12 protein-coding genes are annotated in these 16,646 nt (G+C 70.2%); 3 read left to right on the top strand and 9 right to left on the bottom strand.

All coding sequences use genetic code 11. The features are described from left to right. Positions 1-89: 89 nt before the first annotated feature. On the bottom strand, positions 90-1,499 hold the full coding sequence (locus tag KOL93_RS01510) for an MFS transporter (protein WP_221583534.1): 1,410 nt from the start codon (positions 1,497-1,499) through the stop codon (positions 90-92). An 89-nt stretch (positions 1,500-1,588) separates the two neighbouring features. Between KOL93_RS01510 and KOL93_RS01505 the strand changes: the two genes are divergently transcribed. Further along, entirely contained in the window at positions 1,589-3,073 is a 1,485-nt protein-coding gene (locus tag KOL93_RS01505; RefSeq protein ID WP_221583533.1) for a carboxylesterase/lipase family protein, read from the top strand. Positions 3,074-3,153: 80 nt separating this feature from the next. On the opposite strand, the gene KOL93_RS01500 is transcribed toward KOL93_RS01505, so the two are convergent. From KOL93_RS01500 to KOL93_RS01485, 4 genes are read right to left on the bottom strand one after another with little or no spacing between them, the layout of a single operon-like run. Beyond that, complete coding sequence (locus KOL93_RS01500; protein WP_221583532.1) at positions 3,154-4,146, bottom strand: LLM class F420-dependent oxidoreductase; 993 nt, start codon at positions 4,144-4,146, stop codon at positions 3,154-3,156. A 54-nt stretch (positions 4,147-4,200) separates the two neighbouring features. Further along, positions 4,201-5,148 carry a DNA-methyltransferase gene (locus KOL93_RS01495; protein WP_308291506.1) on the bottom strand — a complete coding sequence of 316 codons (948 nt, stop codon included), beginning with the start codon at positions 5,146-5,148 and terminating at the stop codon, positions 4,201-4,203. Next, positions 5,145-6,194: a lipoyl protein ligase domain-containing protein gene (locus KOL93_RS01490; protein WP_221583531.1), complete on the bottom strand. Its 1,050-nt coding sequence runs from the start codon at positions 6,192-6,194 to the stop codon at positions 5,145-5,147. Before KOL93_RS01490 ends, KOL93_RS01495 begins: the two co-directional genes overlap by 4 nt. 48 nt (positions 6,195-6,242) lie before the next feature. Further along, positions 6,243-7,079, bottom strand: coding sequence for an alpha/beta fold hydrolase (locus tag KOL93_RS01485; protein ID WP_221583530.1), 837 nt, complete (start codon positions 7,077-7,079; stop codon positions 6,243-6,245). Between the two features lie 160 nt (positions 7,080-7,239). Between KOL93_RS01485 and KOL93_RS01480 the strand changes: the two genes are divergently transcribed. Beyond that, entirely contained in the window at positions 7,240-7,671 is a 432-nt protein-coding gene (locus KOL93_RS01480; RefSeq protein ID WP_221583529.1) for a MarR family winged helix-turn-helix transcriptional regulator, read from the top strand. Positions 7,672-7,676: 5 nt separating this feature from the next. Next, complete coding sequence (locus KOL93_RS01475) at positions 7,677-9,014, top strand: MFS transporter (protein WP_221583864.1); 1,338 nt, start codon at positions 7,677-7,679, stop codon at positions 9,012-9,014. Between the two features lie 90 nt (positions 9,015-9,104). Here KOL93_RS01475 and KOL93_RS01470 read toward each other — a convergent pair whose 3' ends face one another. The 4 genes from KOL93_RS01470 to KOL93_RS01455 form a co-directional block, all read right to left on the bottom strand. Beyond that, positions 9,105-11,240, bottom strand: a complete 2,136-nt coding sequence (locus tag KOL93_RS01470) for an alpha-galactosidase (protein ID WP_221583528.1) — start codon at positions 11,238-11,240, stop codon at positions 9,105-9,107. 24 nt (positions 11,241-11,264) lie between these two features. After that, complete coding sequence (locus KOL93_RS01465) at positions 11,265-12,629, bottom strand: multidrug effflux MFS transporter (protein WP_308291505.1); 1,365 nt, start codon at positions 12,627-12,629, stop codon at positions 11,265-11,267. A gap of 227 nt (positions 12,630-12,856) precedes the next feature. Beyond that, entirely contained in the window at positions 12,857-14,272 is a 1,416-nt protein-coding gene (locus KOL93_RS01460; RefSeq protein ID WP_221583527.1) for a rhamnulokinase, read from the bottom strand. A gap of 265 nt (positions 14,273-14,537) precedes the next feature. Continuing rightward, positions 14,538-16,574, bottom strand: a complete 2,037-nt coding sequence (locus KOL93_RS01455) for a bifunctional aldolase/short-chain dehydrogenase (RefSeq protein ID WP_221583526.1) — start codon at positions 16,572-16,574, stop codon at positions 14,538-14,540. Between the last annotated feature and the right edge of the window lie 72 nt (positions 16,575-16,646).

Raw genomic sequence — 16,646 nt, 5'->3', positions numbered from 1 at the left:
TGTGCGGGGGCTATGGATCCGCCGATGGCGTCATGATCCGGGGGACATCCCCCCTCTCACGGCCGAGCGGGGGCGCTGCGGGGTGCGCCTCACGTCTCGTCGTGAGTGAGAGGGTGGGGAGACCCGATGGCCGGGGTGACCTCGGCCTCCTCCGAGGGCGGCGGAGCCGACTCCTCGTAGCGGCGGGAGATCGCGCGGTACTGGGGCATGAGCATGGCGCCGAGCGCGAGGACGATGGCCGCGATGCCTCCCACGACGAAGATCAGAGCGATGCCGCGGGAATGCCCGGTGCCGAGGAGCCATTCCCACTGCTGCTGCCCCGCGTCGGTGCGCATATAGGGGATGACGAAGAACTCGGCGATGGGGCCGATGAGGAGCGACGTGACCGGCGCCGCAGCCGCCTCGAACGTGCGTGCGAAGCCGAAGACGCGACCCTGCTGGCGGTACGGAACCACCCGTTGGATGACCGTCTGCTCCGCCGCCTCCACCGCCGGGATCAGGGCCATGTACGCCCAGATGCCGAGCACGTACAGCCACGCCCACTCGCGGAGCGTGAAGACGGCCCCCAGCGCGCCCATCGCCGCCGCGACGAGCAGCATCGTGCGGGTCGGGTTGCGCCCCAGTCCGAGCTTGCCGATCACCGCGCCGCCCACGACGAAGCCCGTCGACCCCACCGCGAACCAGATGCCCCAGGCCTGCACGCTCATGAGGTCGAGACCGTACGGATCCATCAGCGCCATGTAGAGGCCGCCGATGAGGTTGTTGAGCATCGTGAAGAAGATGAGGAACAGCAGCCCGTCGGCCGAGCGCACGGCCTTCCAGCCGCCGCGGATGTCGACCCATCCGGTCGCCGCGTCGGCCTCGGTGTGCACGATCTCGGGCTCGGGGATCCGCAGCGTGAGGAGGTGGAGGAATGCGATCGAGACGGCCGCGATGCCGATCACGAGTGTCCACCCCATGCCGAGGAAGCCGATCGCCAGACCGGAGAACACGCTCGTGACGAGCATCGAGACGCCGTCGACCGCCCCCACCATGCCGTTGGCGTTGGCGCGCTTCTCGTCGGGGACGAGGAGCGTCACGGACGTCGACATGGCGATGCCGCGCAGCTGCTCGACGACGGCGCCCGCGAGCATGACGATCGCGAAGATCCAGAACCACGGCAGCGACAGGTCGGCAACTGCGTCGGCGCCGACCGAGAAGAACAGCATGGCATCGGCGACGAAGACGACCAGCGCGATGCCCGTGCCCCAGACCATGACCTTCTTCTTGCGGAACCGGTCGACGAGGGTGCCGAAGAACATGCTCGACATCGCGATGAACAGCATGAGGGCGGCGCCGATGAGCGCCGTCGCGAGCACGTTGCGGGTCTCGAGGTAGATCCAGAACGTGAGCCCGAACCACATGAACATGGTCGAGATGTTCGCGACGCCCGTGTTGACGAGCAGCCCTGCGAACGTGCGCATGCCATGCGGCGGCGCGACGGGCTGAGAAGAGGTCATGTCGTTCACATCCGAAGAGTAGGCAGGTACCTCTGACAAACGAAGGGCGTCGACGAAAATTCCCGGCGAGGCGCCGATACGCTCACGTCATGGCAGAGGTCGAGATCCGCGGAGTCCCGCTCATCGACGCCCGGAACTCCCCGCCCGCCGACCGTGCGGACCCGGTCGTCCGCACGGGATCCGGATCCGTGCGCGGCTTCTGGCGCGGATCCTGCGCGACGTTCCTCGGGATCCCCTACGCGGCGCCTCCCGTCGGAGAGCGCGCGTTCGCCGCGCCGGTCCCGCACGCGCCGTGGGAGGGCGTGCGCGACGCGACGCGTCAGGGGCCCACGCCGCAGAAGGGCGACCACGGCGTCACACTGATCCCCGAGCCGAGCGTTCCCGGCACCTCGACCCTCAACGTCAACGTCTTCACGCCGGATCCGTCACCCGACGCCGCGCTGCCCGTGCTCGTCTACATTCACGGTGGCGCATACTCGGCCGGATCCATCGCGAGCCCCTGGTACGACGGCGTCTCGTTCGCGCGCGACGGCGTCGTCACCGTCACGCTGTCGTACCGCATCGCGTTCGCCGGCTTCGGATGGATCCGCGACGCTCCGCAGAATCGCGGCGTGCGCGACTGGATGCTCGCTCTGGAATGGGTGCAGCGGAACATCGCGTCGTTCGGCGGAGATCCGTGCCGTGTGACCCTCGCCGGTCAGTCCGCGGGAGCGGGCGCCGTCCTCACGCTCCTCGGCATGCCTCAGGCGCAGCATCTCTTCCATGCCGCGTGGGGAATGTCGCCGACGCTCGGCATCATCGGCGCGGACGAGGCCCGGCACCTCGGCGACGCGATCGCCGCCTCGGCCGGGGTCGAGAACAGCGCCAGCGCGCTCGCCGGGCTCGGCCGGGGCGTCCTCGCCGAGGCGCAGAAGCCGCACATCGCGGGCACCGCGCACGGCAGACACCGACGCATGCTCGAACGCGGGCTCCATGTGGGTCCCATCATCGACGGCGACCTCATCGACCGGCCGACCATCGCAGCGCTGCGCGCGGGGATCGGACGCGACAAGGCACTCGTCGTCGGCGCAACCGACGACGAGTTCTCGATGGTGCTGGATCCGTATGCCCGACTGCTCCGCTGGGCTCCCGTTGCGCCCCTCCTCGCGCTCGCGGGGCTGCGCGGATCCCGCGCCCGCTCGTACCGGCACGCCAACTCCGAGCTCGAGGGATCCGCCGCCCGGCTCGGCCGGTACGTCAACGACATGATGTTCCGGCGGCACATCCCCGCCGTCGCGGACGCCCACGGGGACGACACCTGGACGTACCGCTTCTCCTGGCCCTCGCCGACGCGGCACCTGGCGCTTCACTGCCTCGACGTGCCGTTCTTCTTCGACGTGCTGTCGGCACATGGCGTCGCCGCCGTCGCCGGGGAGGATCCGCCGCAGAGCCTCGCCGACGAGATCCACGGATCCGCCGTGCGCTTCATCGAGACCCACGACGCGCCATGGGATGCATGGCCCGCCTCGCGCATCTTCGACGTGCCCGCGACGACCGTCACGGACGCGTACGCGGGGGCCCAGGCGCTGAGGTGACGCAGGCGTCGCTTCGCGTGACGCGTGCGACCCCTCCTTCCGCGACGAAGGGTCGCACGCGTCACCCGAACCCGCTGCCCCTACGACAGCTCGGGGATGACCTTCTTCTCGAAGAGCTCGACGCCGCTCGTGTCGTAGGCCATCTCGGGGAAGTAGGCGATCGTGTAGTCGACGCCGGCGGCCTTCATCGCGTGGAGGTGCTCCGTCACCTGCTCGACGGTGCCGACCGTGGGGACGCCCGAGCCGTAGTTCTTCATCGCCCCCTCGTAGGCATCGCCGAGATGGGGCTTCAGGCGCGCGCCGACGGCCGCGACGCGATCGGCGACTTCGGCCTCCGTCTCGTCGATGATGACGTTGATGTCGGTCGTGCGGGTGATCTCCGTGTGGTCGCGGCCGAGCGCATCGCAGTGCCCACGCAGCACGCCGTCCTTGTGCCGGAAGGTCTCGATGTCGCCGCCCGCGAAGTTCGTGTACTGCGCGTACTTCGCCGCGATCTTCAGCGTCACCTTCTCGCCGCCGCCGGCGATCCAGAACGGAATCGACGGATCCTGCAGAGGCTGCGGCTGCACGATCGCGCCGTCGACCTGGAAGTAGCGCCCGTCGAGCGTCGCGGATCCGGTCTCCCACGCCTGCTTCATGATCTCGACGCCCTCGCGGAGCGCGCGCAGGCGGTCGGGCACCTCGGGGAAGCCGTAGCCGTACGCGCGCCACTCGTGCTCGTACCAGCCGCCGCCGATCCCCATCTCGAGGCGGCCTCCCGACACGTGGTCCACGGTCGCCGCGACCTTCGCGAGGTAGGCGGGATTGCGGTAGCCCATGCACGTGCACATCTGGCCGAGCCGCACGCGGCTCGTCGATGCCGCGAACGCCGACATCAGCGTCCACGCCTCGTGCGTGGCCTCCGCACTCGGCACCGGGGTCGTGTGGAAGTGGTCGTAGACCCAGATCGACTCCCACGCGGACCCCTCATCCGCGCGGCGTGCGAGGGACTGCATGGTCTGCCACTGGGCGACCGGATCGATGCCGACGAGATCGAATCGCCAGCCCTGCGGGATGAAGGTTCCGAAGCGCATGGTCCACACGCTAGGGGGCGGACGCGCAGCCGCGCCAGAGGATCCGGGGATCCGCTACCGGATCACCACGGCATGCGGCATGCGCTCCTGCATGACCTCGATCGCGCGGGGGCTGCCGTCGACGAGGACCGCCTGGCGGCCGAGGCGGCTGGCGACGGCTCCGGTCGTGCCGGAGCCGGCGAAGAAGTCGAGGACCCGGTCTCCCGGCCGCGTCGACGCCTGCACCATGCGCGTGAGGATCCCCTCGGGCTTCTGCGTCGGATACCCCGTGCGCTCGGATCCGCTCGTCGGCACGATCGTGTGCCACCACACGTCGGTGGGCAGCTTGCCGCGCGCGGCCTTGTCGGCGTCGACGAGGCCCGGTGCCATGTACGGCTCGCGGTCGACGGCGTCGGAGTCGAAGTGGTACTTGGCCGGGTCCTTCACGTACACGAGGATCGTGTCGTGCTTCGTGGGCCAGCGCGACCGGCTCTTGGCGCCGTAGTCGTACGCCCAGATGATCTCGTTGAGGAAGTGGTCGCGCCCGAACACGACATCGAGGAGGACCTTCGCGTAGTGCGCCTCCCGGTAGTCGAGGTGCAGGTAGAGCGTGCCGTCGTCGGCGAGCAGGCGCCACGCTTCGCTGAGGCGCGGCTCGAGGAACGACCAGTAGTCGTCGAAGCGGTCGTCGAACGTCGTGAGCGTCTGGCGGATCCGCTCGTACCTGCGCCCGTGGAACCCGTTCCACACGGGGTTCTCGGTCGCGTGGAGGAAGTCGGATCCGAACAGCGCGCCGTCGGGGTCGTCCTCGACGGCATCGATGTGCACGGCGTCGGGGGCGTGCGTGACCCGCTGGGTCGTGTGCTGGCGCTTGCGGCCCGTGTTGAACGGCGGATCCAGGTAGATCATCGTGAACGCGCCGTCCGGCAGCGTCTGGATGACCTCGAGATTGTCTCCGTGGTGGATCGCCACGGGCGCGGCCCTGCTGAGGCCCCTCTGCAGGGCGGGATCGAGGACGGTCACGGGACGCGGTGCAGCCACTGGTCGGTCGAGAACTTCGTGCGCACGAGCTCCTCGGCCTGCGCGAGCTCCTCCGGCGTGACGGATCCGCGCGTCGCGCCCGTGAACGTCTGGAACTCGCTCATGAACTCGTCGATGATCGCGCGGCGCTCCATGCCCGTCTGACTGCGGATGGGATCCACCCGCTTCGCGGCAGACGTCGTGCCCTTGTCGCTCAGCTTCTCGCGCCCGATGCGCAGCACCTCGGTCATGACCTCGCCGTCGATGTCGTAGCTGAGCGTCGCGTGGTGCAGGATCCCGCCGTTGGCGAGGCGCTTCTGCGCGGCGCCGCCGATCTTGCCCTGCGGGCTCGCAATGTCGTTGAGCCCCTGGTACGTCGCCTCGATGCCGACCTTCTTCAGCGCCTGCAGCACCCAGTCATCGAGGAACGCGTACGAGTCGGCGAACGTGAGCCCGGCGACGAGCGAGGCGGGCACGTAGAGCGAGTAGGTGATGATCTGCTCGGCGCCCATGAGCATCGCGCCGCCGCCCGAGATGCGGCGAACGACGTCGAAGCCGTGCCGCTTCGCCCCCTCCGGGTCCACCTCGTTCCGGAACGACTGGAAGGATCCGATCACGACGGCCGACCTGTCCCACTCCCAGATGCGCAGCGTCGGCTTGCGGAGGCCGTCGCCGACGCGCTCGGTGAGCACCTCGTCGAGGGCGAGGTTCATCAGGGGCGAGACGGCGGGGTCGTCGATGATCTCCCACGCGAAGTCGGTCCACGTCGACGCCGTCACGAGCGCGCGGCGCACGGCGGTGCCGACGGCCTCGGGCGTGAAGCCGAGGAGCTGCGCGCCGACGGGGAGCGCGCGGCGGATGGCCGTCGCGATCGTCGGCACGTCGGCGGTGTCGGGCAGGCCGGTGACGGCCTGATTGATGTCGAGGAGCGCGTCATCCGGCTCGAGGAAGAAGTCGCCCGCGAGCGCGAAATCGGTGATCCGCCCCTCGGCCACCTCGAGGTCGACGACCACGAGCTTCCCCCCGGGCACCTTGTATTCGCCGTGCATCCCCTCAGGGTAGTCCGGCGGGCTGACAGGGATCCGGTCGGGCGCGGCTCACACCGGCCAGCGGGCGTCGAGCCAGGCACGGATATCGGTGCGCACGCGCTCCTGCGCGTAGCCGTTGAGGATCTCGTGCCGCCCGGGGTACACCTGGGTCGTCACATCGGTGAGCCCCGCGCGACGCCGGTATGCGTCCGCCAGACGGTGCACGGAGCGCGGGCCGCCCACCGGATCGTCGCGCCCCACCATCAGCAGAAGCGGGGTGTCGGGCATGCCTCGCTTCGGCCGCCCGACGAGCCGCAGCGTGTTCCACGGCCCGAACGCCTTCGTGAGGGGCGTCTGCGTGGTGAGCGGATCCGCGAGCGCTGCGTCCTGCACCGCGGGATCCTCGCTGATCCACTCGTTCCCCTTCGCGTCGGGCCCGTGCCAGCGCGCGTTGAGCGGCATCGCGTTGAGGGATCCGGGCCAGCGCAGCGAGGATCCGATCAGGACGACGCCGTCATAGGCCCCCGGGTGGTCGTTGACGAGGATCTGCGTGAGGAACGACCCCCACGAGTGGCCGAGGATCACGAGCGGCAGGCCGGGGTTCTCGTCACGCGCGATCTCGCTCATCCGCCAGACCGCATCCTCGGCCGCGCGATGCCCGCCCTCGCCGAGATGCGCCAGGAGGTCGGCGGATCCGTGCTGCGTCATGCCCGTGCGACCGTGGCCGCGGTGATCGTCGGCGTAGACGATCCAGCCGTCCGCGGCGAGCGCCTCCGCGAGTGCGCCGTAGCGGCCGGCGTGCTCGCCGACGCCGTGGAGCACCTGCACGACGCCGCGCGCGGCCCCCGTCGGGTCGTACCGGTCGTAGACGATGGTGGTGCCGCGGCGGTCGACGTACTCAGGCATGGCTGGATCCTCCCACACGCAGAAGTACGGCGATCAGCTGATGCCCCGCTGATTCCGGACGGGTCCCGTGGTCCCGTCGACGTTCTGCCGTACTCCTGCACCGCGCATCCAGCCGACGTCGACCCCTTGCCCAAACTAATGGCCTAAACTAACTATTCGCATGACTCACGAAGACTCCCTCTCCCACGAAGCGTCCGATCTGCGCGCCGCCACGCTGCGGCTCGCACGGCGGATCCGGCAGCAGCGGTCGGTCACGACGATGACCGACGGCCAGTTCGCGGTGCTCGTCAACCTGCACCTGCACGGCCCCCACACTCTCCGCGCCCTCGCCGAGCGCGACGGCATCACCGCACCCTCGATGAACCGCACGATCAACTCCCTCGAAGAGCTCGGCTATGTCACGCGCGTCGCCGACACCGAGGACCGTCGCAAGGTGCGCATCGCGATCGCGGATGAGGGATCCGTCGTCGTCGAGGAGACGATCCAGCGCCGCGACGGCTGGCTCGCCCAGGTGCTCGAGGGCCTCGGACCCGACGAGCGGCGCGTCCTGCATGAGGCGGCCGAGATCATCCTGCGGGAGGTGCACCGATGAAGAACATGTTCCGCTCGCTCGGCCTGTTCAACTACCGGATGTGGTTCCTCGGCGCCCTCATCTCGAACGTCGGCGCCTGGATGCAGGCGACCGCGCAGGACTGGGTCGTGCTCACCGAGCTCACCGACCACGACGCGACGGCCGTCGGCATCACGATGGCGTGCCAGTTCGGCCCGCCGCTCGTGCTGGTCGGCGTCACCGGCTGGGTCGCCGACCGCTTCGATCGCCGCCGGCTCCTGCTCCTCACGCAGTCGAGCCTCGGGATCCTCTCCATCCTCATCGGCGTGCTCCTCCTCACGGACGTACTCACCCTGCCGATGATGCTCGCCCTCGCCACCCTCTTCGGCGTCGCGAACGCGTTCGACGCCCCCGCTCGCCAGGCGTTCGTGACCGACATCGTCGGCCGCTCCCACGCGTCGAACGCCGTCGCGCTCAACTCCGCGTCGTTCAACATGGCGCGTCTCATCGGCCCCGCCGTCGGCAGCATCCTGCTGATCCTCGTGGGCAGCGGATGGGTGTTCATCATCAACGCCGCGACCTTCGCCGCCATGCTCGCCGCGATCATGCTCATGCGCACGAGCGAGCTGCAGCCGAGCATGCGCTCGAAGAAGGGCAGCGGGCGGCTCTCCGACGGCGTGAAGTACGTCATGACGCGGCCCGATCTCGTCGTCACGTTCACGATGGCGTTCCTCATGGGCGCGTTCGGCATGAACTTCCCGATCTTCGCGTCGACGATGGCCGTCGAGTTCGGGCGCGATGCCGACGGCTACGGGCTGCTCAGCTCGGCCCTCGCCGTCGGATCCCTCGCGGGCGCCCTGCTCGCCGCCCGCCGCGACCGAGCACGGCTGCGCGTCGTGATGCTCGCCTCGGCGGGCTTCGGCGCCATGTCGATCGTGTCCGCCGCGATGCCGGGGTACCTCGCCTACGCGCTCGTCTGCATGGCCATCGGGTTCTGCACGGTCACCATGCTCACGACCGCCAACGGCTTCGTGCAGACGACGACGGATCCCGCCCTCCGCGGTCGCGTCCTCGCCCTCTACCTGGCCGTGATGATGGGATCCACGCCCATCGGCGCCCCCATCATTGGGGCCGTCGCCGACGCGTGGGGCCCGCGCTCGGCCATCGTCGTCGGCGGCATCGCCGGCCTCCTCGCCGCCGCGATCGGCGCGGCGTGGCTGCTGTTCTCCGGCCGCCTGCACCGCGCGGACGCCCGCCGCTTCGCCCTCACGATCGACGAGACGCGTCCCGTCACCGTCGTGACCCCCGTCGTCGAGCCCACCGGCACCGACGACGTCGTCGCCCAGACCAACGCGGTGCCGACGCGACCGGAACGGCGCGCGTAGCTGAGGAGATGTGCGGGGATGAGGACCGCTTCACGCGGATCCGTCCTCAAGAACGCACATCTCCTCAGCTACGCGCGCGGCCGCGGCGCGTCAGACGGCCGTGAGCCGGAAGACGAACGCCTGCTCGGGATGCAGGCGCGGCATGGCGAGGCCCGCGCGCTGCAGAGCATCGCCGGTCGCGACGGCCTCGCCATCGATCCATGCGGGCTGTCCCGTCGGCGAGGAGATCAGTCCGCCGCGCGACAGGTCGATCGGCTCGACGCGGTAGCGGCGGCGGGGGTCGAGCCCGGCGAGGCGCAGACGGCCCGGGAACGCCGAGACGCCCGTGTCCGTCGCGACGAACGTGAACAGCGCGCGCTCGCCGTCGACGCTCACGACGCCGTGGGCAGCATATGCCGGATCCGGCACGTCGAGACGGACGAGCGATCCCGAGTGCAGCAGCGCGCGCTCTCGCCGATAGAGCTCGATCCAGCCGCGCAGCTCCTCGAGCTCGCCATCGCTCGCCCGGCGCAGATCCCATTCGATACCGAAGTGGCCGAAGAGCGCGGTCGCGGCGCGGAACCCGAGCGTATGCGTGCGGCCCGTCGTGTGCGCCGTCGGGGAGCCGACGTGCGATCCGATCAGCTCGGGCGGGATCAGCTGCGCGGTCCAGCGCTCGATCTGCTGGCGCTCGAGGGCGTCGATGCAGTCGCTGGCCCACACGCGGTCGGTGCGCTCGAGGATCCCGAGGTCGATCCGCCCGCCTCCCGACGCGCACGACTCGATCTCGAGGCCGGGATGACGCCGCTTCAGCTCGTCGATCAGCGCGTACGCGGCGAGCGTCTGGGCATGCACCGCGGCGCGTCCCGTGCGCACGTCGCCCGGCTCGAGAAGGTCGCGGTTGTGATCCCACTTGATGTAGTCGATGCCGTAGCGCGCGATGAGCTCGCTCATCGTCTCGAGGAGATGTGCGTACGCGTCGGGATGCGCGAGATTCAGCACCTGCTGGTGGCGCCCCGTACGCGGGATCCGGCCGGCGGGGCCGAGGATCCAGTCGGGATGCGCGCGGAAGAGCTCCGAGTCCTCGTTGATCATCTCGGGCTCGAACCAGAGGCCGACCTCCATGCCGAGGCCGCGGACCCTGTCGAACAGCGGCGCCAGCCCCTCCGGCCAGCGCTCGGGGTCGACCTGCCAGTCGCCGAGCGCCCGGGTGTCATCCGTCCGTCCCACGAACCAGCCGTCGTCGAGCACGAACCGCTCGACCCCGACAGAAGACGCCTTCTCCGCGAGGGCCGTGAGCGCGTCGAGGTCGTGATCGAAGTAGACGGCCTCCCACGTGTTGATGACGACGGGGCGCGGGGATCGCGGGTGCTGCGGCCGGGCGCGGAGGTGCGCGTGGAAGCGCCCGGCGAGCGCGTCGAGCCCGTCGCCGTAGGCCGCGTACACGGCCGGGGCGCGGTAGGCCTCGCCCGGTTCGAGTCGCACCTCGCCCGGCAGGAGCAGCTCGCCGCCGCCCAGAACCCGCGTCCCCGTGTACCCGTGCTCGGCGAGCGCACGATGGTGCCCGCTCCAGGCCACGTGCACGCCCCAGGCCTCGCCCTGCCGGAAGCCGAACCCCGCGGATCCGGCCACGAGCACCGGCGTCGCGTCCGACCCGGTGCGCCCGCGTCGCCCCTCGCGCAGGTGGGTGCCGACGTCGAAGGGCTTCCGCTGCGGCGAGCGCTCGCGGATGTGCCGTCCGACGAAGTCGAGGAGCTCGTCGGCCTCCGCGGGAACGGGAATCAGGACGCGCAGGGCGTCGAGCGTGTAGGTGTCCTCACCGACATTGGCGAGCTCCGCGTCGGCGCGGAGGATCCCCGAGGCCAGCAGGGCGAGACGCACCGTCACCTCGATGCCCACGGCGGGATCGGCGAGCGCGGCCTCGATCGTCTGCGCGTCGTCGGTGCGCGCGACCTCGACCCCCGTGAGCGTCAGCTCGGGGGAGAACGCCGTGCCGTCGCGATGCCCTTCGATGCCGGGGGTGCCGACCCACCCGTCCGCCGGCAGGGGGATCACGGTGGGGGCGACGGGCGCTGAGACGCCCTCCCCCACCTCGACCCGGTGCGCCGTGTCGGCGAGCTCCGCGAGATCCGCGTCGTCGAACGCGACCGCGGCGCCCCAGTAGAGGATCCGAGGCGTGCCGGCCGCGACGTCGACGACGACGCTCACACCGGCGGCGGAGAGATGGAGAGGAAGGGAGCCGGACATCGGATCCTTTCGGAACGGGGCGGATCAGGCGGACAGCATGCCCAGCGTGCGCGGGCGCACGATGAACCAGAGGGCGAGGATCCCGATCGCCGAGCACGCGATCATGATCGTCGCCATCGACAGGGGCGTGATGCCTGCGGCTCCGGACACGAGGCCGACGACCGGAGAGATGAGCCCCGCGACGCCGTTGTTCGCCGCGCCCAGCACCGATGCCGCCGTGCCCGCGGCCTCGGGGTGGCGGTCGAGCGCCAGCACCTGGGCACAGGGGAACGTGAACCCGCACGACGTCATGAAGAGGAACAGCGGCACGATCACGCCCCACACCGAGGGAACGATCGCCGCGCAGATCGGAATCGCGATCCCCGCTACGAGCAGCATCGACGTCGAGTAGGCGAGCACCCACTGCGGCCCGACCCGAGCCGCGAGCCGCGCCGCGATCTGATTGCCGATGATGAGTCCGACCGAGTTGGCCGCGAACACCAGACCGAACTGCAGCGTCGACAGCCCGTAAGTCTCCTGGAACAGGAACGACGACGACGACAGATACGAGAACAGCCCCGAGAACGTCATCGCGCCGATGACCAGCACGCCCAGGTACACGCGATCCGAGAACACGACGCGATACCGATGCCGGACCGACACCGTCTCGGCCGAGATGCGATCGGTCGCGGGACGCGTCTCGGGCAGCGCGAAGATCGCGCAGAGGAGGATCGTCAGCCCGTACAGCGCGAGCACGACGAAGATCCCCCGCCAGGGCATCACCTCGAGCAGGGCGGATCCGATGAGCGGCGCGATCACGGGGGCGACGCCCGTCACGAGGGCGAGCCGCGAGAGCATGATCACGAGCCGGCGACCGCCGAACAGGTCGCGCACCATCGCCATCGCGACGACGCCGCCGCCCGCCGCGCCGATGCCCATGAGCACGCGCGTGACGCCGAGCAGCTCGAGCGTCGGCGCGAACACCGCCGCCGTGCTCGCGAGCAGGTGCAGCGTCGTCGCGATGAGCAGCGGCGTGCGCCGACCGTACTTGTCGCTCAGGGGCCCCACGATCAGCTGCCCGAGGGCGAAGCCGACCATCGTGCCTGTCAGCGTGAGCTGGATCGCGGCGCTCGTCGTGTCGAAGTCCGCCTCCAGCAGCGGGAACGCCGGGAGATACAGATCGACCGTGAACGGCCCCAGCGCGGTGAGCGCGCCGAGCAGCAGCACATACGCGAGCCGCCGGGCGCTCGAGAGCTGATCGCCGGGGTGGACATGCGCGGTCTCACCCGCCGCGCCCCGTACCGCATCGGTCACGGAGACGACGCCGGTGGGGATCGGGATGAGGCCCGTCGACGTCGGGATCATGCCCGTCGGCGTCGGGATCGAATCAGTGCGCGGGTCGTTCGTCACGGTGGAGCGGGGATCTTTCCTCTGGGTGGCCGTGGCCGGCGCCGTCGCCTGCCTGATCCACGCGACGTTAGGGCATCTCGACGTCGCCGCGCCAGGGGGCGCAGATCGATTCACGCCGGGTTCTGTGCGCGCCCGCGCGACCGGCTGCTGCGCTCGCCTCGGGAGGCCGCCTCACGACGCGACAGGGCCGCCGCGCTCCGACGAGCGTAGCGGCCCCGATCCCCGCGTCAGGCGCGCGGGGTGTAGCGCTTCGGCGGGAAGGCGTCTGCCACGACGGCGCGGAGCGCCTCGAGGTCGCCCGAGACGAAGCCCGCGGTGCGGCCCTGGACGAGGAGGTTGCCGATCGCCGTGGCCTCGACGGGGCCGGCCTCCACCGGAATCCCCGATCGGTCGGCCGTGAGCTGGCAGAGCAGCTCGTTGAGGGATCCGCCCCCCACGATGTGGATCGTCTCGACGGGCACACCGGAGAGCTCGGAGGCCGTGCGCACCGCTCCGGCGAACGCCTCGGCGAGGCTCTCGACGATCGAGCGGGCGAACTCCGCCTTGGTCTGCGGGACGGGCTGGTCGTGCTCACGCAGCCAGGTCGCGATGCGGCCCGGCATGTCTCCGGGCGGCATGAAGACGGGGTCGTTGGCGTCGAAGACGCCGACCTCGCCGCGCACCTCCGCGGCCTCGGCCAGCAGCGCAGGCAGGTCGATCTTCTCGGCGCCGTTCGGACGCTCCCACTCGCGGATCGCCTCGCTCAGCAGCCAGAGACCCATGACGTTGTGCAGGAACCGGGTGCGGCCGTCGACGCCGCCCTCGTTCGTGAAGTTCGCCTCGCGCGCCGCGTCGGTGAGGACGGGCCGCTCGGTCTCGACGCCCACGAGCCCCCATGTGCCGCAGGAGATGTACGCGGCCCGGTCGGCCTTCATCGGGACGGCGAGCACTGCCGACGCGGTGTCGTGGGATCCGACGGCCACGACGGGCGCGGATCCGCCGAGCTCCTTCTCGACGTGCGGAAGGAGGGATCCGACGGTGTCGCCGGGGTCGACGAGGCGGGGAAGGATCCGCTCGGGCACGCCGAGGCGCGACGCGAGGTCGAGATCCCACTGCTTCGTCGTGACGTCGAGCAGACCGGTCGTGGAGGCGTTGGTGCGCTCCGCGACCTTCTCGCCCGTGAGCATCCAGCCGATCAGGTCGGGCACGAGAAGCATGCCGTCGGCGAGGTCGAGCATGCCGTGATCGCGCTCGCAGGCGAGCTGATAGAGCGTGTTGAACGGCAGGAACTGGAGGCCGCTGCGGCGATACAGCTCGTCGAACGGGACGTCGGCGTGCACGGCGTCGACACCGGCTGCCGTGCGCTCGTCCCGGTAGTGGAAGGGCGTTCCGAGCATGCGGTCGCCGCGCATGAGCGCATAGTCGACAGCCCACGAGTCGACGCCGATCGATGCGATGTCGGGGGCGACGCGGAACGCTTCGGCCAGCCCGTCGAGGGCCCCGCGGTAGAGCGCGACGAGGTCCCAGTGCAGGCCGCTCGGCGTCATGACCGGCTTGTTCGGGAACCGTCCGACGGTGTCCATCTGGATGGATCCGCCCGCGAAGCGGCCGACGATCACGCGGCCGCTCGTGGCTCCGAGGTCGACTGCGGCAACTGAGGTCATCGCGGTACCCCCAACACAACGCAGTCATTCCGGCGAGTTCGAGCACAGATCGGGCCGTATCCGCCCCCGGCAGCCCGAATCGACTGCGTTGTGTGGGAGAGCGCGAGGCCCGAGGTTGCGGGGCCCGTTCCGAGTGGGGCGAGAGCTGTCATCGTTCCTCCTTCAACACAACGCAGTCGACCTGAGCCCGCGCGGCCCGAATCAGGCCGGAAAACGCCCGAGGCGGTGCAGATCGACTGCGTTGTGTTGTCCATGTCGGGTCAGGTCAGCGCAGGAACGCCTGCGCGACGCCCGAGTCGACGGGGATGTGCAGGCCGGTCGTGCGCGTGAGCTCGGGGCCCGTCAGCACGTACACGGCGTCAGCCACGTTCTCGGGGACGACCTCGCGCTTGAGGATCGTGCGGTTCGCGTAGAACTGGCCGAGGTCCTCCTCGTTGACTCCGTAGGTGGCGGCGCGCTGCGCACCCCAGCCGCCCGCGAAGATGCCGGAGCCGCGCACGACGCCGTCGGGGTTGATGCCGTTGACGCGCACGCCGTGCTCACCGAGCTCGACCGCGAGCAGGCGCACCTGGTGCGCCTGGTCGGCCTTCGTCGCCGAGTACGCGATGTTGTTCGGCCCGGCGAACACCGAGTTCTTCGACGAGATGTAGATGACGTCGCCGCCCATGCCCTGCTCGATGAGCGGCTTCGCGGCCGCCTTCGAGACGAGGAAGGATCCCTTCGCCATCACGTCGTGCTGGAGGTCCCAGTCCTTCTCCGTGGTCTCAAGCAGCGGCTTCGACAGCGACAGTCCGGCGTTGTTGACGACGAGGTCGATGCCGCCGAAGGCGAGCAGGGTCGCGTCGATCGCGGCCTTCACGCCCTCCTCGTCGGCGACGTTCGCGGCGACGCCGATCGCGACATCGGATCCGCCGAGCTCCTCGGCGACCGCCTGGGCCTTCTCGAGGTCGAGGTCGGCGACGACGACGCACGCGCCCTCGTTCGCGAGGCGGATCGCGATGGCCTTGCCGATGCCCGACGCGGCGCCCGTGACGAACGCGACTCGACCCTGGTGGGTCTTCGGCTTCGGCATGCGCTGCAGCTTGGCCTCTTCGAGCGCCCAGTACTCGATGCGGAACTTCTCCGACTCGTCGATGGGCGCGTAGGTCGACAGCGCCTCGGCGCCGCGCATCACGTTGATCGCGTTGATGTAGAACTCGCCGGCCACGCGCGCGGTCTGCTTGTTCTTGCCGTAGCTGAACATGCCGACGCCGGGGACGAGGACGATCAGCGGATCCGCGCCGCGCATCGCCGGGCTCTCATCGGTCGCGTAGCGCTCGTAGTAAGCCGCGTAGTCCGCGCGGTACTCCTCGTGGAGCTCCTTGAGACGCGCGATCGTGTCCTCGACGGACGCGTCGGCCGGCAGGTCGACGATGAGCGGCTTCACCTTGGTGCGGAGGAAGTGGTCGGGGCAGCTCGTGCCGAGCGCTGCGAGCTCGGGCGCGCGCTCCGACGCGAGGAAGTCCGTGACGACCTCGGCGTCGGTGAAGTGACCCACCATCGGGGCGTCCGTCGAGGCGAGTCCGCGGATGGTCGCGGCCAGCGCCGCGGCCTTGGCCGTGCGGTCGGTCGCGGGGAGCGCCTCGAAGCCGGCGCGCACGCCGCCGAAGGGCTGTGCGGATCCGTTGTCGTCGATGTACTTCTGGGCCTGCTCGATGATCCAGAGCGAGTTCGCCTCGCTCTCCTCGCTCGTGTCGCCCCACGCCGTGATGCCGTGGCCGCCGAGGATCGTGCCGACCGCCTGCGGGTTCGCCTTCTTGATCTCGGCGATGTCGAGCCCGAGCTGGAAGCCGGGGCGGCGCCACGGCACCCACACGACCTTGTCGCCGAAGATCTTGCGAGTGAGCTCCTCGCCGTCGGCGGCCGTCGCGATGGCGATGCCGCTGTCGGAGTGGAGGTGGTCGACGTGCGCGGCGTCGACGAGGCCGTGCATGGCCGTGTCGATCGACGGAGCCGCGCCGCCCTTGCCGTGGAGGCAGTAGTCGAACGCCGCGACCATCTCGTCCTCGCGGTCGATGCCGGGGTAGACGTTCACGAGCGCGCGCATGCGGTCGAGGCGGAGCGTCGCGAGCCCCTTCTCCTGCAGCGTGCCGAGGTCGCCGCCCGACCCCTTGACCCAGAGCAGCTCGACGGGCTCGCCGGTGACCGGGTCGGTCTCGGTGCCCTTCGCCGAGGTGTTGCCGCCGGCGTAGTTGGTGTTCTTCGGGTCGGAACCGAGGCGGTTCGACCGGGTGATCAGGTCGGTGACGGTGGGGTTCGTCATGAGATTCCTAACGCGGAGGACCAGGGGACGTGGCAGGCTCAGACGCCGACCGCGATGTTACTTCTTGTAATT

It is taken from the genome of Microbacterium salitolerans, from assembly GCF_019720895.1.
Lineage (GTDB): Bacteria > Actinomycetota > Actinomycetes > Actinomycetales > Microbacteriaceae > Microbacterium.
Note: the sequence above shows the minus strand (reverse complement) of the source record. Positions and strands in the feature narration are given on the sequence as shown.

Coding starts and splice junctions, on each gene's coding strand:
- KOL93_RS01490 (WP_221583531.1), bottom strand. CDS start 6,194: ATGCACGGCGAATACAAGGTGCCCGGGGGGAAGCTCGTGGTCGTCGAC.
- KOL93_RS01480 (WP_221583529.1), top strand. CDS start 7,240: ATGACTCACGAAGACTCCCTCTCCCACGAAGCGTCCGATCTGCGCGCC.
- KOL93_RS01485 (WP_221583530.1), bottom strand. CDS start 7,079: ATGCCTGAGTACGTCGACCGCCGCGGCACCACCATCGTCTACGACCGG.
- KOL93_RS01505 (WP_221583533.1), top strand. CDS start 1,589: ATGGCAGAGGTCGAGATCCGCGGAGTCCCGCTCATCGACGCCCGGAAC.
- KOL93_RS01500 (WP_221583532.1), bottom strand. CDS start 4,146: ATGCGCTTCGGAACCTTCATCCCGCAGGGCTGGCGATTCGATCTCGTC.
- KOL93_RS01470 (WP_221583528.1), bottom strand. CDS start 11,240: ATGTCCGGCTCCCTTCCTCTCCATCTCTCCGCCGCCGGTGTGAGCGTC.
- KOL93_RS01455 (WP_221583526.1), bottom strand. CDS start 16,574: ATGACGAACCCCACCGTCACCGACCTGATCACCCGGTCGAACCGCCTC.
- KOL93_RS01460 (WP_221583527.1), bottom strand. CDS start 14,272: ATGACCTCAGTTGCCGCAGTCGACCTCGGAGCCACGAGCGGCCGCGTG.
- KOL93_RS01475 (WP_221583864.1), top strand. CDS start 7,677: ATGTTCCGCTCGCTCGGCCTGTTCAACTACCGGATGTGGTTCCTCGGC.
- KOL93_RS01510 (WP_221583534.1), bottom strand. CDS start 1,499: ATGACCTCTTCTCAGCCCGTCGCGCCGCCGCATGGCATGCGCACGTTC.